Source organism: Tsukamurella asaccharolytica (assembly GCF_007858435.1).
GTDB classification, from domain to species: Bacteria; Actinomycetota; Actinomycetes; order Mycobacteriales; family Mycobacteriaceae; genus Tsukamurella; species Tsukamurella asaccharolytica.
Map to the genome: position 1 here is coordinate 19,717 of NZ_VIGW01000004.1, position 19,513 is coordinate 39,229.

General features: G+C 69.1%; 14 protein-coding genes and 1 tRNA gene. 12 read left to right on the forward strand and 3 right to left on the reverse strand.

What is annotated here, in order from left to right:
* Positions 1-46: 46 nt before the first annotated feature.
* Together FK529_RS09215 and FK529_RS09220 are read left to right on the forward strand one after the other, a co-directional pair.
* Positions 47-820, forward strand: a complete 774-nt coding sequence (locus tag FK529_RS09215) for a hypothetical protein (RefSeq protein WP_146560699.1) — start codon at positions 47-49, stop codon at positions 818-820.
* 856 nt (positions 821-1,676) lie between these two features.
* Positions 1,677-3,041, forward strand: coding sequence for an MFS transporter (locus FK529_RS09220; RefSeq protein WP_158635086.1), 1,365 nt, complete (start codon positions 1,677-1,679; stop codon positions 3,039-3,041).
* Between the two features lie 118 nt (positions 3,042-3,159).
* Here FK529_RS09220 and FK529_RS09225 read toward each other — a convergent pair whose 3' ends face one another.
* The gene (locus tag FK529_RS09225) at positions 3,160-4,848 is read right to left on the reverse strand and encodes a gamma-glutamyltransferase (RefSeq protein ID WP_146560701.1); all 1,689 of its coding nucleotides are present in this window, start codon (positions 4,846-4,848) and stop codon (positions 3,160-3,162) included.
* A 143-nt stretch (positions 4,849-4,991) separates the two neighbouring features.
* Between FK529_RS09225 and FK529_RS09230 the strand changes: the two genes are divergently transcribed.
* The 4 genes from FK529_RS09230 to FK529_RS20370 all read left to right on the forward strand — a co-directional run bounded on the left by FK529_RS09230 (position 4,992) and on the right by FK529_RS20370 (position 10,616).
* Entirely contained in the window at positions 4,992-6,218 is a 1,227-nt protein-coding gene (locus tag FK529_RS09230; RefSeq protein WP_146560702.1) for a PucR family transcriptional regulator, read from the forward strand.
* A 117-nt stretch (positions 6,219-6,335) separates the two neighbouring features.
* Positions 6,336-7,619 carry an NAD(P)/FAD-dependent oxidoreductase gene (locus tag FK529_RS09235; RefSeq protein ID WP_146560703.1) on the forward strand — a complete coding sequence of 428 codons (1,284 nt, stop codon included), beginning with the start codon at positions 6,336-6,338 and terminating at the stop codon, positions 7,617-7,619.
* Positions 7,620-7,649: 30 nt separating this feature from the next.
* On the forward strand, positions 7,650-8,621 hold the full coding sequence (locus FK529_RS09240; protein WP_146560704.1) for an alpha/beta hydrolase: 972 nt from the start codon (positions 7,650-7,652) through the stop codon (positions 8,619-8,621).
* A gap of 1,464 nt (positions 8,622-10,085) precedes the next feature.
* Positions 10,086-10,616, forward strand: a complete 531-nt coding sequence (locus tag FK529_RS20370) for an alpha/beta hydrolase family protein (RefSeq protein ID WP_231703017.1) — start codon at positions 10,086-10,088, stop codon at positions 10,614-10,616.
* A gap of 58 nt (positions 10,617-10,674) precedes the next feature.
* Here FK529_RS20370 and FK529_RS09250 read toward each other — a convergent pair whose 3' ends face one another.
* On the reverse strand, positions 10,675-11,946 hold the full coding sequence (locus FK529_RS09250; RefSeq protein ID WP_231703018.1) for a hypothetical protein: 1,272 nt from the start codon (positions 11,944-11,946) through the stop codon (positions 10,675-10,677).
* A 58-nt stretch (positions 11,947-12,004) separates the two neighbouring features.
* Here FK529_RS09250 and FK529_RS09255 point away from each other — a divergent pair, with 58 nt between their 5' ends.
* From FK529_RS09255 to FK529_RS09275, 5 genes are all read left to right on the forward strand, one after another.
* Complete coding sequence (locus FK529_RS09255) at positions 12,005-13,429, forward strand: lipase family protein (protein WP_146560705.1); 1,425 nt, start codon at positions 12,005-12,007, stop codon at positions 13,427-13,429.
* Positions 13,410-14,696, forward strand: coding sequence for an alanine racemase (locus tag FK529_RS09260; RefSeq protein ID WP_166436403.1), 1,287 nt, complete (start codon positions 13,410-13,412; stop codon positions 14,694-14,696). Before FK529_RS09255 ends, FK529_RS09260 begins: the two co-directional genes overlap by 20 nt.
* 159 nt (positions 14,697-14,855) lie before the next feature.
* Entirely contained in the window at positions 14,856-16,499 is a 1,644-nt protein-coding gene (pgm, locus tag FK529_RS09265) for a phosphoglucomutase (alpha-D-glucose-1,6-bisphosphate-dependent) (RefSeq protein WP_146560706.1), read from the forward strand.
* A 46-nt stretch (positions 16,500-16,545) separates the two neighbouring features.
* Positions 16,546-17,286, forward strand: a complete 741-nt coding sequence (locus FK529_RS09270; protein ID WP_146560707.1) for a DsbA family protein — start codon at positions 16,546-16,548, stop codon at positions 17,284-17,286.
* Positions 17,287-17,374: 88 nt separating this feature from the next.
* A tRNA-Ala gene (locus tag FK529_RS09275) sits at positions 17,375-17,447 on the forward strand.
* A gap of 164 nt (positions 17,448-17,611) precedes the next feature.
* Here FK529_RS09275 and FK529_RS09280 read toward each other — a convergent pair.
* The gene (locus FK529_RS09280) at positions 17,612-18,913 is read right to left on the reverse strand and encodes a tyrosine-type recombinase/integrase (protein ID WP_158635087.1); all 1,302 of its coding nucleotides are present in this window, start codon (positions 18,911-18,913) and stop codon (positions 17,612-17,614) included.
* Between the two features lie 261 nt (positions 18,914-19,174).
* On the opposite strand from FK529_RS09280, the gene FK529_RS09285 reads away from it, so the two are divergent.
* Positions 19,175-19,426 (forward strand): helix-turn-helix transcriptional regulator, encoded by a 252-nt coding sequence (locus tag FK529_RS09285; RefSeq protein ID WP_146560709.1) that lies wholly within the window; start codon positions 19,175-19,177, stop codon positions 19,424-19,426.
* The last annotated feature ends 87 nt before the right edge of the window (positions 19,427-19,513 follow it).

Genomic DNA, 19,513 nt, shown 5'->3' on the forward strand with positions numbered 1-19,513 from the left:
AAGAGGTTAACATTGTCGCGAACCGGTAGGGAGGAAGGGTGATCTCGTGCTATCCAACGAGCAGATTGCTAGCGCTATTCAGGCTTCGCCAATTATGAAAGACGTCGACGTGTTTCGGGTCAACCCGGCCGGTGAAGAGTTCGCGGTGCCAGTGGCATGGTTGTCGTTTCCCGAGATGGAACCCGCTGAACGCGTCGAGGCCGCGCTTGAGTCGTGGAGGCGCGTTCCAGGTGACTCGTTGAGTAATCTGGTCGCAGTCTTGGAAGAATCTGCAGGCGTAGCTCTGGTTCGGTTGCAGGCTGGTGATCCCTTGTCGACGAAGATCGGGCTCGCTTATGTGATCCTGAATTCAGATGGTGAGCCGAGAATTTTTGTTGGGCATCCGCCTTCGCTGGAGATTCGCTCGCTTCCGTACAGTGATCTCTTGCCGGAGGACTTCGTGCAGTTTTATTCCACGGTCCACAACGGATTGGTGGTCGAGCCCTACGAGGGCATGTCGGGGCCGGGTTTGGTCCCAGCTTGCAAGTTCGAGACGTGGGCACAAGAATGCGGTCAGGTGCATACAAGTGATCTTCAGTTCGGATGGTTGGACGAGTCGCAACCCTTGGCCGATCCGAACCGTCTCGTAAGTACTTGGAGTGCGGAACGTTCTGCAGCGAGTATTCTGATAAATCTTGATGCCCCTCAGGTGTTTGATGTAGTGGGAGGTGTCCTGACTGAGAAGACCTACGGCCGGTACTCAGCGCTGGCGATTGCCTGTAGCTACTACCTCGGATTTGTGCGCACGTGGGAAGAAGTCGACGCACTGTATCCAACCTGAGTCACGTCGCAGTCGCGGAGAGCGGCACAAAGCCGGCGGCGACTGACGGGGTAGATCGTGGCCTCAGCAGCGCCAGGGTTCGAATTCCAGGTCAAGTGTGGACCGGAGGGCCTTTCGCGGGTCTTGAGCTGGCACAATCGGGATCATGGACGAGTCGACACCAGAGGAGCTACAGGAGCGTGTCGAGGCGGCACTCGTTGACAGTCCGGACCTCCTGCAACAGATCGAGGTCAACAGGGCCGGAGGTCCCGCGAGGAGGGGACGGCCAGCCCGGAGGCCGCACATGGACGCTGCACCAGCACACGACGCATCTCGACATCAGCGGAGCGACTGAGCTACCCGATCACCCCAGCGCTTGCGGCGTTGAGCGCCGCAAGCACCTCGTCCGGTCCATGGATACGGAGCACGTCCATGGGCCGGCACCTCCGAGCTAGCTGCTGGAGCCAGTGAGCCAGGCCTGGATCACCTGGGGTGCCCAGATCTCGCTCGCGCGGGCAACCACCAAGTCGAGGTCAGCCTGCTGGTCGTTCATGGAGTCCAGCGTCACCGGCGACCCAGGGGTAAGCAGGCGCGCCCGGAACCTTTCCAGTGACCGACCTGTGGACACGGCTTGGACACGAACAGTGGGGCCCGTAGGGCCACGTAGCGCGTCATAGGGCGGCGTAATCCCTGTTAAAGCGCCATCCAGGATTCTTGTCCGCATCGAGTAACGGTCTCCTGCGGCGACCCGCACCCGACATATGTCTCGTACCTCACCCGCAGAAGCAGGCATCTGTGAAATGCATCACAGAGCCCTTGCGGCGAAAGATTGCTGAGTATGCGCCTGACCTTCGGAAGCGCACTCAAAGGAGGCTACGTGACCACCCCAACCGAAACGACGGGAAAGAACGCCCGCCGAGTGATCGTCGCATCGGCGGCGGGCAATTTCGTCGAATGGTTCGACTTCAGTATTTACGGGCTCGCTGCCGCCACTCTGGCCACGGTGTTCTTCGCGCCGGGCTCGGAGAGCACGGGCCTGCTCGGCGTCTTCGCGGTCTATGGCGTCGCCTTCCTTGCGAGGCCGGCCGGTGCCGTCTTCTTCGGTCGCATCGGCGATAGGCTCGGGCGACGGGCGGCGTTGAGCCTGTCGATCATCATCATGGGAGCGTCGACCGCAGCGATCGGGCTGTTGCCGGGATGGGCCACGGTCGGGGTTGCGGCGCCCGCGCTCCTCGTGCTGTGTCGCTTGATGCAGGGGTTCTCCGCGGGCGGGGAGTATTCCGGAGCGGTCACGTTCGTGGTCGAGCACGCACCGGAGCGACGGCGCGGGCTCTGGCTCGGGTTGCTCGGTATGTCGACGCTGGCCGGACCGACAGCGGCCACGATGGTGATTCTCGGTGCAAAGAGCATTTCCGGGGACGCCTACGCCGATTGGGGGTGGCGCCTTCCCTTTCTTCTGGGCGGCGTGATTGCGATCATTGGACTGTTCCTCCGCCGCGGGGTGGAGGAATCTCCCGTATTCCAGAAGGCGCAGGCAGAGGAGCCCGTGTCGAACCGTGGGTCGCTCGGCGAGCTGCTGCGCCTCTATTGGCGTCCGATTGTCGTGGTCGCCGTGTATTTCGCCACGGTCGGCGTGATCGCTCACATGTTCCTGGGTTATATCCCGACGTACATGACGACTGTAGGCGGAGTCGGAATGCAGGAGGCGCTCGCGATCATGACTGTGCTGTCGATCATCGGAATGGCTCTGACACCCATCACGGGCACGTTGACCGATCGAATCGGACGCAGGCCATTGCTCAGACTCGGGCTCGCCGGCGTCGTGGTTCTCATGGTCCCCGCGTACCTCCTCGTCGGCACCGGGCACCCGATACTGATGGGGATCGGCCTCCTGGGGTTCATGATCCCGATGGGACTGCTCGGTTCGGGCGCCCTCGCGATCCTCGAAATCCTGCCGGCGCGGGTACGGTACTCCGGGATCGCGATCCCGTACAACGTTACCTATGCCGTCTTCGCAGGCACGGCGCCCCTGGTCAGCGAGTCTCTCGTAACGTGGACCGGCAATCAATTGTGCCCAGCGTTCTACGGTGCGGGCATCGGACTGGTCGGCCTGCTGGTGCTGTGGCGCTGGATCCCGGAGACGCGGGGCGCCGATCTGGTGCAGGGCGCCGGATTCGGGGACTCGCTCGACGCTCGGCCGGCGGAGCGAGCGACGGAGGGCGGCACCGCGGCCAGCCGCTGATCTCGCGGCGAGCACGGAGCACCCACCTCGGTTGCGCTGCAGACCATCGATGACCTCCGCTGCAGCGGAGGTCATCGATAGTCTGTCCTACAGTCCCGGCGCGAAGGGGACCCACCGGTCAGAAGCCGGCGGCCTTTCCTTCGCGACGAGGGCCGACCGAGGCGTGCAGCCCTCCTGCGGCATCACGCCAGCTGGTCTGGAAACTTCCCATGTGCATGTCGTAGGCGGGCAGCGGGTTGACGAGCACGCCCATCCGGGCGAGGCCGTCCACCACGGCCGCGGGGACTCGGCTCTCGACCGAGATCACGTGGTCGTCCTGATAGGGGAGGCAGCGGGGCGCATCCTCGGCCTCGTAGGGGTCCATCCCGAAGTCGAGGATGTTGGAGAGTACCTGGGGCACCGTGCAGTGGACGTTGCCCGGTGAGCCGAGGGCGAGCCACGGTCGGCCGTCGCGCAGCACCACAGTGTTGCCAATGACTGAGCGGACCCGACCGCCGCCGGTGTGCCAACCGGAGATCGAGGCCTGCAGATCGGGCGTCGCGTGGCTGCCGACCATCGGAATGCCGGCCACGACCTCGCCCGGGATGCCGCCGCCCTGCAGCGTGTTCATCAGCTGGATCCAGTTGCCGTCGGGGTCGACGACGCTGAGTTCGCAGCTCCCCGACGGCTGCATCGACGCGCCGGACGCCGCGACCGCCAAGCGGCCCTTGGTGAGCAGCACGTGGTTACTGAGGTCGCGGTGCGGTCGGCTCGCCCGGAGGGTGCGGGCGAAGCCGGCGATCTGCTCGCGCGACACCAGCAGCGCCGACGGATCGGCGAAGACCTCGGGGTCATTGATGAAGCCGCACTCGAGGTGGGCGCGACGCAGCGCGTGCGCCAGGTAGTAGAGCCCCTCCGCGGACTCGGACCAGTGCCCGACGGAGGTGATGTCGAGCTCGTCGAGGATGCCGAGGACGATCGCACAATAGACGCCCTGCCGCTCCGGCGGCGAGAGCTGCACGATCTCGTCGTCGCCGTGCCGCCAGCGGAATCCGTTGCCCCAGCGCGGTGGGATGTCGGTCATGTGGTGCGGCTCGATCTGCCAGCCGAGCATGGTGGCGCGCTCGATGAACTGCCGCGCCCAGTTGCCGGAGATGAAGTGGTCCGGGCCCTCCGCGGAGAGCTGCCGCATCGTCTCGGCCAGGACCGGCCGGCGCCACCGGTCGCCGGCCTGGGGGAGGTGGCCGTCCGGCGCGAAATGCTCGCGCCCCGAGGCCGTGGAGAGGAAGAACGGGGCCACCTCCCCGAGTACCGCCTGTTCGAAGGGGGAGACGATATGCCCCTCCTCAGCCCACTGGACGGCGGGCTCGCACAGCCGGCTCCACGGCAGAGTGCCGAAGCGCTCGTGGAGTGCCTTCAGTCCCGGCATGAAGCCCGGGATCACCGCGATCGGCGGGACCAGGCTGAACAGGCCCTTGCCCTGCGGGACGGGCGAGAACGGCGGCAGGTCCGGGACGATCGTTCCGCCGCTGTTGAGCTCGTGCACCTGTCCGGTAGCGGATTCGTAGAAGAGCGCGGTCACCGTGCCGGTGTGGTTCGTCATGTCCTGCTGGACCACGGCCTGCACCAGGGCCCCGGCGACGGCCGCGTCGGCCGCGTTGCCGCGGTCCCGCATCACGGCGAGCATCGTGTCCGTGACGATCGGGTGCTGACTCGAGGCGACCGCCGAGGTGCCCGATGCGGGGGCCTTCGGGCCCACACGACCGAAGCCGTCGGGCGTGGCGTACGTCGTGGGGGCGGTACGTCGATCGGGAACGAGATGTGACATGGGTCTCCTCTGGTCAGCTGCTGGTGGTGACGAACCTAACTGCGCGACCGGGCGTCGAGAATCGACGATCGTCAACCAGCAGGAGTCCTCCTGGCGACGATCGTCGCGCCCCCCAACGGATCTCTTGCTCCTATGCTGCGGGGATGGAGTCCGAACTGCAGCGGCTCGTCGACGGACTGGGCCGTAGGCTCGACCGATCGGTCGCGATCGACGACCGCAACATCAGATTGCTCGCCTACAACGCGCACCTGGACGGCGTGGACGATGCCCGGGTCGAGTCGATCCTGCGCCGCAGCGTCCCGCACGAGATGGTGCGCTACATCCAGAGCATCGCGATGGCGAAGCCGGACGAGGTGTTCACGCTCCCCGCCCGCCCGGACCTGGGCCTCACGGTCGACCGGGTCGGGGTGCCGATCCGCTACCGGGGCGCCCTTCTCGGTTTCCTGTGGCTGCTGGCGTCCGACGGCCCCGTCACTGCGGAGCAGGCCGACGCGGCGACGCGGGCCGCCGACACCGCGGCCGAGATCCTGCACCGTGACCACCTGGTCGGGGAACTGGCCCGCGGCCGGGAGCGCGAGCTGCTGCGCGACCTGATCGCCGAGGAGCCCCGGCTGCACCACGACGCCGCGGAGCGGTTGATCGAGGAGGACCTGCTCTGCGCCGGCCGCGTCGTCGCGATCGCGGTGACGCTGACGGCCGACGACGATACTCCGCTGCAGGAGCGGGACCGGCTGGCGTTGGCGACGGGTCTGGAACGGGTCCGGCACACCCTGCCGCCGCGCAGCGCGATCCACCTCGCGCGCCCCGACCACGGCGTGCTGGTGCTGGTCCGCGCCGACGCGCGCAAGGAGGTGTCCTCGGTGGCGGACGCCATCCATCGAGAGGTCTGCGCCGGAAGCGATGGGAAGCCGTCCGAGTGCCGGGTGGGGATCGGCGACCTGCGGCCCCGGCTCGCCGAGGCCCGCGACTCCTACCTGGAGGCGATGCGGGCGGCTGAGGTGGCCGGTGTGGTGCGGGTCCTGGGCTCGGTCGTGTCCTACGCGGACCTGGGGGTCTACGGTCTGCTCGCCGAGTTGCCCCCCGACCGGCTCCGGCGCAGCGTGCATGCCGGACTGACCCGGCTCCTGGAGGCCGACGCCGGTGACGGCATCCTGACCGCCACCCTCGAAGCCTTCCTCGACAACGCCGGGAGCATCAAGAAGACCGCGGAGCAGCTGTGCGTGCACCGCGCCAGCGTCTACTCCCGGCTCGAGCGCATCGAGCGGATCGCGGGCGTCGATCTGGCGGACGGCGGCGACCGGCTCGCAGTGCACATCGGACTCAAGGTCGCCGAGCTCGTCGGCGTGCGCGAGGCGGCTCGACGCCGCTGAGGCCGAACGCACTGTCGTGAACGAAGCGCCGGAGTCCCGACATTCGTCGGTTACTCGACGGCGCGAAGAAATCTAGCGTTGTCGGAACCGAGGAGATCGAGCGAAGGTGGCGCACGAATGAGCACAGCACGAGACGTCGTCGTGATCGGCGCCGGGGTGATCGGATGCTCGATCGCCTACGAGTTCGCCAAGGCGGGACGCCGCGTCGTCGTCCTGGACCGGGCCCAGGGGCCGGGCATGGGCTCGACCAGCGCCTCGTCGGCGGTGGTCCGCTTCAACTACTCGACCTTCACCGGCGTCGCCGCCGCGTGGGAGTCGAAGCATCTCTGGGTGGACTGGGAAGACCACCTCGGCGGGACCGACGACGGTTCCCTCGCACGCTTCCACCGCACCGGTGGTCTGCTGCTCGACGTGCCCGGCATCGACGTCGAGCGGTCCTGCCGCCTGTTCGATGAGGCCGGCGTGCCCTACGAGCGCTGGACCGCGGCCTACGTCCGCGATCGGGTACCGGGGCTCGCCCCTGGCCGCTACTACCCGCCGAAGGCCGTGACCAGCGACGAGTTCTGGGCCCCGGCCAGCGGCGAGATCGGCGGCACCTGGACGCCGGACGCGGGCTTCATCGACGATCCCGCGTTCGCGGCGCACAACCTGATGGCGGCTGCCAAGCGGCGCGGCGCCGAGTTCCGGTTCGGAGCGGCCGTGACGGCGATCGACTCCCGGGGCGGTCGCGTCGTCGGCGTCCGAACGGGTGCGACGACGTACTCGAGCGACGTGGTCATCAACGTGGCGGGCCCGCACTCCGGCGTCGTCAACGACCTGGCCGGCGTCGGCGAGGAGTTCCGCATCACCACCCGTCCGCTGCGCCAGGAAGTGCACGAGCTGCCCGGGGACGGCCGCAGCTATCCGCTGGTCGCGGACCTCGACCTCGGTTCCTATTTCCGGACGACGCCCACCGGCAACGTGCTCGTCGGCGGGGTGGAGCCGGAGTGCGATCCGCTGCACTGGCTGGACGACCCGGACGACTTCGCCGACCGCGCGACGACCGCGGTGTACGAGTCGCAGACCTACCGTGTCGCGCGGCGCCTGCCCGACGTCGGCGTGCCACCGTCGCCCCGCGGCGTCGTCGGCGTCTACGACGTCAGCACCGACTGGACGCCGATCTACGACAAGACCGGCCTCGACGGCTACTACGTCGCGATCGGCACCAGCGGTAACCAGTTCAAGAACGCTCCGGTCGTCGGCGCGTTCCTGCACGCGATCGTCACCGGCACCGAGGCAGGGGTCGACCACGACGCCCAGCCGATCGAGCACAAGCTGAGCCGGACCGGGCTCCTGGTGAGCCTCGGGGCCTACTCGCGGTTGCGGGATCCGGCCGACTCGGCCGGGAACGTCCTGGGCTGACGCGGCCCATCCGTCACGAGGAGAACAGCGATGCTGCACCCCGCCACACCCGAGCTCTCCGCCATGCTGCCGAGCACCACCTACTTCGAGGTCGACTCCGCGATCGTCGGCGCCAGGTTCGGCATCTGGGTGACCACGCCGCCCCGGTACGACCTCGAGCTCGACGCCGTCTATCCGGTGATCTTCCAGCCCGACGGCAACGCCGCGGTCGCGATGACCGCGCCCGCCACGGCGCTGCTGCGCGACCACCCGGTAGCGCCGATCCAGCCGTTCATCCAGGTGGGCGTGGGCTATCGCGGGGTCGATGCGGCGCGCTGGCTCGCGGTTCGGGCGCGGGATCTGCTGCCGCCGGGCGAGCCGCTGCTCCCCGGTGTCGACGAGGAGTCCGTCAACAGCCTGGTGCCCGCAGGTGTGTTGGACCAGGAGGGCGCGGACCTCTACCTCCACCATCTGCGCAACCCGGCGGGCGAGAAGTTCCTCGCCTTCCTCCTCGACGAGCTGTACCCGCTGATCTCCGCGGAGTTCCGGGTCGACGACAGTGTGACCGGCCTGCACGGCTACTCCTACGGCGGCCTGTTCGCGACGTACGCCGCGCTGCAGCGGACCCGGATCAACCGGATCGGCGTCGGCAGCGCGGGCATCCTCGCCGGGGCGTCGACGGTGTTCGCGTCGTACGAGGCCGAGCTGACCAGTGGCGCCGACCACCACGACCGGATGCTGCACATGACGATCGGTGCGCCGGAGATCACCGACCGCTCGGTGTACCAGGCGGCGGTGACGGCCGGTTCGGTCGAGTTCATGCGCCTTGCGCAGCAGACGCCGCTCCGGGGCCTGGCGTTCAGCGCCAAGATCATCGCGGACGAGTCCCACGCGACCGGGTGGGCGGCGTCGTGGTTCAGCTTCCTGCGCACGTGCTTCCCCGGACAGCAGTCCGGCCTCTTCGGCGACGGAGCCGACGCAGACCCCACCCCACCCCTCGCGAAAGGATCCGACCATGCTTGAGGACCCCAGCGTCCGCGACCTTCGCGGCACCGACGACCACGCCCGCGTCGCGCAGCACTTCGAGCGCGTCTACGCACCCGCCCTCGGGAAGGTCCGGCACGCCACGACTCCCTCCGCGTCACCCGACGGCGGGCCCATCGCCTTCGCCGGCGAGGTCGTCGCCGCGCTCGACTCCCCGCCCCGGTCCCGCCTGTGTCTGGCCGACGGCGACGGGGTGCGCGAGCTCACCACGTCGTCGTGCGACGAGCGGAGCCCGCAGTTCTCCCCGGACGGCGCGACGATCGCGTTCACCTCCGCCCCCGAGGCCGGCGGCGTCCACCAACTCGCGCTGCTCGACGTCGTCAGCGGCACGGTGCGGCAGGCGCCCACCGTCGACGGCACGATCGAGTACCTGCACTGGTCGCCCGACGGCACCCGGATCCTCCTCGGCGTGGCGGGCTTGGGCGCCGACCGCGCGGGCGGCCAGGGCTCCGGACCGATCGTGCGCGGCGGCGCGGACGACGCGCCCACGTGGATGCCGGTGGTCGACGACGGCTTCGCCCGCGACGACTGGCGGAGCGTCTGGATCCACGACCTCGCCGCCGACCGGGTGGAGCGGCTCGCCGTCGGGGAGCTCAACGTCTGGGAGGCCGTCTGGTGCGGCCCGGACGCCGTCCTCGCGGTGACCAGCCCCTCGCCCGGCGAGGCCGCGTGGTACTCCGCCGATCTGCGCCGGATCCCTCTTCGGACGGCACTTCCCGAGCTGGTCTACGCCGCCGACCGCCAGCTCGGCCTGCCCGCCGCCAGCCCATCCGGCCGCCGGATCGCCGTCGTGCAGGCGTGCTCGTCCGATCGCTGGGTGGTGGCCGGTGATGTGGTGCTGCCGGGGCCGGTCCCCGAGCAGTCGACGAGGATCGCGACGCTCGACGTCGATGTGACCCAGCTGCACTGGCTCGACGAGAGCCGACTGGCGTTCCTCGGCCGGCGCGGCCTCGACACCGTCGCCGGGGTCCACGACGTCGACACCGGGGAGACCACCGAGACCTGGTGCACCGATGGGACCTGCGGCGACCGCTACCCGGTCGCGTCCTTCCTGCCCGACGGTTCTGCGGCGGTCGTGCACCACAGCTACACCGTGCCACCGGAACTGGCGTGGCTGCGCGACGGCGAGGTCGATCCGGTCGCGAGCCTGAGCCACGCGGGCACCGACTACCTGCGCGAGGTCGGCGGTGAGATCGCCCCGGTGACCTGGACGGCGCCCGACGGCTGGGAGATCCAGGGGCTGGTGTGCACGCCCGACGGGCCGGGACCGCATCCGCTGGTCGTTTTCGCGCACGGTGGGCCGGTGTGGTCCTATCGCAACAGCTGGACGATGGGCTACGCCTACACCCCGCTGCTGGTGAGCCGCGGATACGCCGTACTGCACCCGAATCGCGGGGCAGCAGCGGCCGTGGGCAGGAATTCGCCGAAGCCGTCTTCGGCGACATGGGTGGCTCGGACACGCACGACTATCTCAGTGGCATCGACGCATTGGTCGCGGCCGGAGTCGCCGATCCCGACCGCGTCGGCGTCACCGGCGCGTCGTACGGCGGCTACATCTCGTCCTGGCTGATCACCCAGGACCAGCGGTTCGCCGCCGCGGTGCCGATGGCCCCGGTCACCAACTGGTACTCCCAGCACCTCACGTCGAACATCCCGTTCTTCGACCGGATCTTCCTCGGCGACGACCCCTACGCTGCGGGCGGCCGCTACCACGGGCGCAGCCCGGTGATGTTCGCCCACCGCGTGCGGACCCCGACCCTGCAGACGACCGGTCTCGAGGACCGGTGCACGCCGCCGGGGCAGGCGACGGAGTTCCACAACGCCCTGCTGGAGGCGGGCGTCCCGTCGGTGTGCGTGACCTATCCGACCGAGGGCCACGGAATCAAGGGACTCCCGGCGTTGGTCGACCAGTGCACGCGCATGCTCGACTGGTTCGACCGCCACATGCCCGCGAACCCCGGGAACCGGCAATGACCCGTGGGGCCGACGCATCGACGCCGTCCTCCTCGCCGACCCTTCGGCGGCGTTCCGTTCACCCCCGGTAGTCCACTTTCAGGCCGTTGACCAGGGAGGTCAGCAGCTGGGGTAGGGACGCGAGGGGGCGATGCGACTGCATTTGCACCTCGTAGGGGGTGCGGAAGGTGCGTTCCAACGACGGCCAGTCGTGTGCGACCGCCCACTCGTACTTCGGCACCAGCTGCTCGGTGATGTACAGCCAGCGTTCGGGGAAGACGGACCAGTTCCAGTTCGGGAGCGGCAGCGTCACCACCGCCGTGCGGCCGTTCTGGGCGATCACGGTGTACTTGACGGATCGGAACTCGCGCAGGGGGATCACGCCGGCCACCGACGGTGACCCGGCCACCGTCGACAGGTAGGTGATGGCTTCGCCGATGTCGCCCTTGTAGTTGCGAACCTGGTCCCACTGCGCGCCGATGTTGTCCTGCTGCTCCCGCCGGAGCAGGGCGGCGTTGCCGCGGGTGATCCGCGCCCCGTCGCCGGACGCCACATCGCGCCAGGCGCTCATGGTCTTGTCGTCGAGGAGCCCGGCCCGACGCATCTCTTCGAGTGCCGCGATTCCCTTGTCCACGTACGCGATGTGCATGGGCATGAGGTCCGAGAAGATGTTCTTCTGCATCACCAGGATCATGCCGATGCTCCACGAGATGTCCTGCGGGGAGATGGATCGCGCTGCGCGCAGGACGGCCGCGAGCCCGTCGGGCAGCATCGAGATCGCCTGCGGCCCGAGCTGGTCCACCAGCGTCTTGTCGATCTGGTTGACGGCGGCCTGCAGCCCCGGCAGGTCGAAGACCTGACCGGCGAGCTCGAAGTCGAGGAGGCCACCGCCGAAGTCGGCGCCGACCAGCCCGCCCTGGCCCGACCAGCGCAGCTCGCGGTGCTCGAGCTGCAGCTTCTGGTACAGCGCGTACGACCGGTTGAGGTTGGTGTAGTTGGCGCTGACGCCGGCGCGGGGGTTCCACGACGCCAGGTCGATGCCCGCGCGTTCGGTGGCACGGGTCAGCCAGTACTGCTGCAGCAGTGCGGCGTACCGGGTGGGTGCGACGCCGCTCGCACGTGCGGCGTTCAGGGCCCGGCCCAGGGCGGCGCTCGACGTCGGCAGTGCCGGGTTGACGCCGCCCGGAGAGACGGACGCATCCCGGTTGGGCATCGTCAGGTCGAGGTACGCCGGCGCCGCCCCCGCGGCCGCGGCCTGCGGAAGCAGCATGCCGACTGCGAGCGCGACCGCGGCGCCGAGGCGTCGCACGCGATTCTTCGCCTTTCGCGAAGTGAATACTTCGGTTGTCATGGCGGCTACTATCTACTATCGCGCCGCAACGCGGACCCTCATTGGTGGGAGAATGTTCATGCGAATCCAGGTGACGCCGCCGGTGCGCGGCCGTCGCGCGCTGCTCGCGGCTCTCGTGGCGGTCCTGATCGCCGCCGTGGGCGTCACGCCTGCCCGCGCCGTACCGACACCGTCGCCCCGGCCGACGCCCGGCCAGCCGGCCGCGCCCACCACGCCGAGCCCGCCTGCGGAGCCCAGCACGCCCGGCTTGGACAAGGTCTTCAACGGCTACGTCCTCGGGACCTTCGCCACCGCGCGGCTCGGCAGCCCCGAGGAGATCTTCACGGCGCTCACCAAGACCGACCCGTTCTACCGTGAGCCCGCGCTGCGGCCGTCGGACGTGCCGGGAACGCTGCTCAAGGCCATGAAAGTCGACGTGATGTTCCTGGGCGTCAAGCCCGGAAAGCTGCAGGCCTGGCGCACCATGTACGTCACCACCGGCATCGACGGGACGACGCGCAAGATCTCGACCGGCATCGTCATGATCCCCGAGACGGGTCCGCGCGCCGCTGACAAGTCGATCATCGGCTACCAGCAGGCGAACGACTCCGTGGGCGCGGGCTGTCACCCGAGCACGCAGTGGACGGGCCGCAACCCGCTCGACGGCGCGTCCTGGTCGGCGCTGGGCCCGCTCGCCCTGATGCTCGGCCAGGGGGATGCCGTCGCGATCAGCGACGTGGGTAACGACGCGGACCCCAAGCCCCACGGAGTCTTCGCCGGGAAGTTCGCCGGGCACGCGCTCCTCGACGGGGTCCGCGCGGCGCAATCGCTGCGGGACGCGGGACTGTCGAAGGACGCGCGGGTCGGGCTGTTCGGGATCGCCGGCGGCGGCGTCGGTGCGGCCACGGCGGCGCTCGCCGCGCAGAAGTACGCACCCGAGCTGAACATCAGGGCGACGGTGCTGCAAGGAATGGTGGTCGATCAGCGCACGTTCATGGAGATGTCGTCCGGCTCGCTGGGTGCCGGGTTCGCGTTCGCGACGCTCCTGGGGCTCGAGCCCGAGTACCCCGAGATGAAGGTGAACGAGCAGCTCAACCCCGCCGGGCGTGCGCTGGCCGACGTCTTCCGGTCGCAGTGCCAGGACATCTACTTCCTAACGCCGCTCGTCCCGCTCGGCGTGCTGTTCGCCAACGGGAAGCCTCCGTCGCAGCAACCCACCTTCCAACGGGCCTTCGACGACAACGACCTGCTGCGCCGCGAGGGCCCCGGTCCCTCCTCACCGGTGTTGATCGCGTCCTGTGCGAAGGACGATTCCTCCATGTCGCTGGTGCCGGCCGCGGACGCGCGCAAGCTGGCCGACAAGTGGCGAGCCTCCGGCACCGACGTGACCTACCGCCCCACCGACTGCAGCATGACCAAGATGATCACCGACATCTACGGCTGGGGCACCGACCTGTTCGGCATGCAGACGGTGGTGTGGCTGCATGACCGCCTCGCCCGGTAGCTCGCGCAGCACGTTGGCCGGCGGGAACGGCGCGCGGCCGGCGGTACTGAGCGTGCTCGACAAGGCGGTGCCCGCGTGGGCGCACGGCATGACGACGGCCGGCTTCCTCGCCCGCGGGCCGCGCCTGGCGGACCTCTCGACGCCGGTGCTCGTGCTCGACCGCGCGGCGATCGCCGATAACGTCGCCGAGTTCGCGCGCTGGACCGCCGCGCACGGCTTCGACCTCGAGCCGCACGGGAAGACCACGATGGCGCCCGCGCTGTGGCAGGAACAGCTCGACGCGGGTTCCACGGCGATCACCGTCGCGAACCTGCCGCAGCTGCAGGCCGCGGTCGCCACCGGCTTCCGGCGCCTGCACGTGGCGAACGCGATCGCCGATCCGGCCGGTATTCGGTGGCTCGGTGAGGCGCTCGACGCCGATCCGGGGCTCGAGGTCACCCTCTGGGCCGACGGGGTCGCCACCGTCGAAGCGCTCGAGCGCGGCCTCGCTGCCGCGGACCGGCAGCCCACCGTGCTCGTCGAGCTGGGCGGACCCGGCGGCCGCACCGGAGCGCGCACCGTCGACGAGGCCGTCGCGATCGGGGAACGCATCGCCGCCTCCCCGCGACTGCGCCTCGGCGGCGTCACCGGCTACGAGGGCGCCTTCGCGCACGACTCCTCGGCGGCGGCCCTCGGCACCGTCGACGACTACCTGCGCACCCTGAAGGAACTGCACGCCCGCCTGCGTCCGCTGTACCCGGAGGGGCGCATCGTCGTCTCCGCCGGCGGCAGCGCGTACTTCGACCGCGTCGCCGCGATCCTGGGCGGCATCGACGGCGCCCGGGTCGTGGTCCGCTCGGGCGCGTACATCATCCACGACGACGGCTTCTACCGCGGCATCACGCCGTCCGGCCGCGGGGCCGATGCGCCGCGACTGCGGTCCGCCATGCACGTCTGGGCCCGCGTCATCTCGCGCCCCGAGCCCGGCCTCGCCCTACTCGACGTGGGCCGCCGCGACGTCTCCTTCGACGACGGCCTGCCCGAGCCGCAGGTCGCCGCGGCGGGGCTCGGGGCACCTTCGCGTCCGCTCCCGGCGGAGATCTCGGCGGTCAACGATCAGCACGCCTTCCTGCGCCTGCCGCCGGGCGACCCGCTCGCGGTCGGGGACGTCGTGCGCCTCGGCCTGAGCCATCCGTGCACCGTCTTCGACAAGTGGCGCGTGATCCCCGTGGTCGCCGACGGTGCCGAGGACCCGCGGATCGTCGACATGATCTCCACCTACTTCTGAGCCCGGATCCCGCGCGCCCGCTGCGGATCACGCAGATTTCGCCTCCGAAAGCAACCGTCCGCTCGGACGGTTTATCCCGCGCAGAGTCGGGTCCGGCGATACGTTGGACGCCGGGCCGCGAGATCCGCGGCCCCGTTCCGGACAGACGAGGTGACCACCATGGCGCATGCGCGTGCCGGCCAGCCGGCTCTTCCCGAGGACCTGATCGACGTCGAAACCGTTCGTGCTGCGTACTATTCGGTCGCGCCGGACCCCGGTGATCCGGATCAGCGGGTCGCCTTCGGCACGTCGGGTCATCGCGGCACGTCGCGCAACGGCAGCTTCAACGACAATCACATCGCGGCCACCACCCAGGCCATCGTCGAGTACCGCGCGGCCGAGGGTGTTCGCGGGCCCCTGTACCTCGCCAAGGACACGCATCTGCTGTCCGGCCCCGCGTGGGAGACGGCCGTCGAGGTGCTCGCGGCCAACGGCGTCGACACCCTCATCGACCACGACGACCGGTACACGCCCACCCCCGCGCTCAGCCATGCGATCCTCACCTTCAACCGTCAGCACGGAGGCGGCGTCCAGGCCGACGGCATCGTCGTCACCCCGTCGCACAACCCGCCCGCGGACGGCGGCTTCAAGTACAACCCGCCCACCGGCGGGCCCGCCGATACCGACGCGACGTCGGCGATCGCGGCCCGCGCCAACGAGATCCTCGAGGGCGGCCTGCGCGACGTGCGTCGCATCCCGCTCGCGCGGGCACTCGCGTCGGACGCGGTGCAGCGCTTCGATTTCCTCGATTCCTACGTCGCGGACCTGCCGTCGGTCCTGCACCTCGACCGGATCCGCGACGCCGGCATCCGCATCGGCGCGGACCCGCTCGGCGGCGCCGCCGTCGGCTACTGGGGCGCGATCGGCGATAGGTACAACCTCGACCTCACCGTGGTCAATCCGACGGTGGACCCGCAGTTCGCGTTCATGACGCTCGACACCGATGGCAACATCCGGATGGACTGCAGTTCGCCGAACGCGATGGCCTCGCTCATCGCGAACAGGGACCAGTACGACATCGCGACCGGCAACGACGCCGACTCCGACCGGCACGGCATCGTCACCCCCGACGGCGGGCTGATGAATCCGAACCACTACCTCGCCGTCGCCATCGACTATCTTTTCGCCTCGCGCGGCGGCTGGCGCGACGACGCCGCAGTCGGCAAGACGCTGGTCAGCTCGTCCATGATCGACCGGGTGGTGGCGGAGCAGCGGCGCACGCTCCTCGAGGTCCCTGTCGGCTTCAAGTGGTTCGTGCCGGGCCTGCTCGACGGCAGCGTGGGGTTCGGCGGCGAGGAATCGGCCGGCGCGTCCTTCCTGCGCCACGACGGTTCCGTCTGGACCACCGACAAGGACGGGATCATCCTGGCGCTGTTGGCCTCGGAGATCCTCGCCGTCACGGGCACGAGCCCGTCGCAGCATTTCGCCGTGCTGGGGGAGCAGTACGGGGTGCCCTTCTACGCCCGCACCGACGCCCCCGCCGGGCGCGAGCAGAAGGCCGTGCTGGCGAAGCTCTCGCCCGAGCAGGTCACGGCCGACGAACTCGCGGGGGAGCCGATCACCGCCAAACTCACCCGTGCGCCGGGCAACGGCGCGCCCATCGGTGGCCTCAAGGTGACCACCGAGAGTGCGTGGTTCGCGGCGCGGCCGTCGGGCACGGAGGACGTGTACAAGATCTACGCGGAATCGTTCCGGGGCGCCGAGCACCTCGCGCAGGTCCAGGCGGAGGCGAAGGCGCTCATCGACGGTGTTCTCGGGTCCTGACCCCGCCTGACCTGCGCAGTCATCGGCAGCCGCTATTGTGGTCCGCGTGAGCAAGGGTAAGAACGCGAAGTACGTTCCCGTGAAGCAGTCCAACACCATGACCTACGTGCTGGCCGTCATCGCCGTGGTGGTGGTCATCGTGGTCGTCATCGGCGGCGTGCTGCTACTGAGCAGCAAGGAGGGCACTCCGGCCGACAAGGCACAGGAGGCCATCGACAAGGCCACCCCGGCCTTCGTGCTCGGCAAGGCCGACGCCCCCACGAAGCTGACCTTCTTCGAGGACCCGTACTGCCCCGCCTGCGGCAACATGGAGCGCCAGTACGGCGAGCAGATCACCAAGGCGATCGAGGACGGCAAGCTCCAGGTGAAGTTCTTCATGCTCTCCTTCCTGAACCGCCAGAGCCCGTCGGGCGACTACTCCGACCGCGCCGCCGGCGGCCTCCTCGCCATCGCGAAGTCCTCGCTGCCCGACGACCAGAAGCAGAAGGCCTGGATGGGCGCCCACACCGCGATGTACGCGAACCAGCCCAGCGAGGGCCAGGGCGACAAGACCAACGCCGAGATCGCGACGGTGCTCGCCGCCGGGGCCAAGGACAAGGGCGTCGACCTGCCCGCAGACGTCGTCAGCGCGATCAGCGAGGGCAAGTACACGGTCGAGTCCGCGCAGAACGCGGGTGCCGGCAGTCAGCTGATGCAGGAAATCGGTGGCACCGGTACGCCCACGGTCGTGCACAACGGTGAGAAGCTCACCGTCCAGGGCGATTGGCTGACGCCGCTCCTTCAGTGATAGCGGTACTGACCAGCCGATTTGGTGCACGTGAGCTGCCTCCTGTAATGTTCTCCGGGCGGGAAACCGCAGGTGAACAACCGAATACGGGGCTATGGCGCAGCTGGTAGCGCACCACACTGGCAGTGTGGGGGTCAGGGGTTCGAGTCCCCTTAGCTCCACAGAGAAAATAGCAGGTCAGAGGCGGTTTCCGGGTCAACCGGAGACCGCCTCTCCTCGTTTCAGACCGCACAGAGACCGCACGATTTCCCAGAGCCCCCGTTTCAGGCCGCACGACTGCGGTCTGGGACCGCAGAGGCCGCGCGCGGCTACGTGCGCAGCGGGGTCAGTCGTCCTCACCGATCGCGGTCAGGTTGTCCGGCCACTCGTGGGAGTAGATGTCGAGCGTGATCGACGGCTTCGAGTGCCCGAGGATGCGCGCGACCTGAACCGGCGTCATTCCCTCACGGATCGCGGCCGTCGCCGCGCTGTGGCGCAGGCCGTGCACGTTGAGATCCACACCCGCGAGCGCCACGGCCGGGCGAAACACCCGCTTGCTCCAGTTCCGCAATCGGAGCGCGCCGCCGTCGCTCTGGGAGAACACGAAGGCAGCATCGTCATCGAGGATGCCCGCGTGCTCCAGATGTGTGCGCAGCGGCTCCACCAGCGACCGGCGGAACGGCACCCGGCGGATCGACTCCGTGGTCTTCGGCAGACCGACGTGCATCACGCCGTTGACCTCCACAGCGGCCTCACGGACGAACAGCGACGGTGCGCGGCCCGGCTCCGGGTCGAGATCGAGGCGACCCACGCGGAGCGCGGCCATTTCGCCGAACCGGCACCCCGTGGCGCCCAGCAGGCGGATCAACAGCCCATCGCCCGACACCGGCACGTCCTCGCGCGCCCAATCGACCGGTGCGCTGCCCGTGGTCTCCGTGCGATCTGCTGGCGCTTCGCGGTCGGTACGGCGCCCCGGTCGCTTCGGCTGTGACGCGAGCCAGTCGGCGGCCTTCGCGACCCGCTCCACTTCCTCCGGGCTGGCGAACCGCTCACGGCCGGACGTCGCCGTGGCCTTCGCGACCTTGACACCCGACGTCGGGTCGACGGTGATGATCGGGTCCGAGGGGTCGAGGGCCACCGCGAAGATCTGCCGCACGAGCTTCAGCGCGTGGGTCGCCGTCGCCGCTGACACCGGATCGCCCGGTTCGCCGTTCTTGCGCTGGCTGGCCGTCGGCTTCTTGCGGAGGCCGCGAAGCCACTGCTCCACGTCGCGCCGCTTGATCGCCTGCACGGGGGTGTCTTTCCACACCGGCAGGACTCGCGCGTCGATCTGCTCGCTGTAGGCCGCGATCGTGGACGGACGTAGGCCGCTGAGCCCTTCGCGCCACCGCGCCTCTACCTGGCCGAACGTGATCGCGGCCTTCGTCGGGGCGATGTAACCGCCGGTCGCCGCTGCCGCTGTCTGCGCGTTGAGCCACACCGTCGCGGCCTTCTTCGTGGGGAACGATTTCCCCACCTCGCGGCCGTTCGGGTCGACGTATCGAGCCTGGTACTGGAGGCCCTTACCGTCGCGCGCGGTCGGGTTGCCGTCGCGGTCGTGCCAGCGGTCGATGATGTTCCGGGTGCCCGGGGTCCGTCGTGTTGCCATGCCGCCAAGATACCGCATGGTGACCACTTAACCTACTGCGGTCTGATAGGTCACGGTTCGATAACGAATGCTTACGACGGTCCTTCGCGGCCTTGGCCTGGGGTTTCTTGCAGCGGCTGCCGGAATGCCGCGCGAACGCTGCACCCCCTCTGACCTGCGCATGTCACGGTTGGTGTCAACGTAAACACAAGGGGCACAGTGGATTTCGTGATCTACTGATGTCAGTCACGAGTTACCACGAACTTGCACGAGGAGGACACCATGTCGACCGTTACCGACCACATCACCGACCTGCCGCCCGCTGACCCCGGCCCGATGCCTGAGCGGTTCACGCCGGTCACGCTGGCGGCCTACTTCGGCCTGAGCCGACAAACCGTCTATGGGTGGATTCACCGAGGTCAGGGGCCCGCGAGCTACCGCGTCGGTGGCCGCCGGTTCTTCGACCGCGTGGACGTCGAGGCGTGGGTGTCGGTGCAGAAGGCCGAGGACGTCGCCCGACGGCTCACGGCCTGACTGTCTGCTCGATCGCGTTGCTGTGGCGCGGACTCTGCACGAGACGAAATCCACTACCGCGCAATGAAAGAGGAACAACACGTGTCC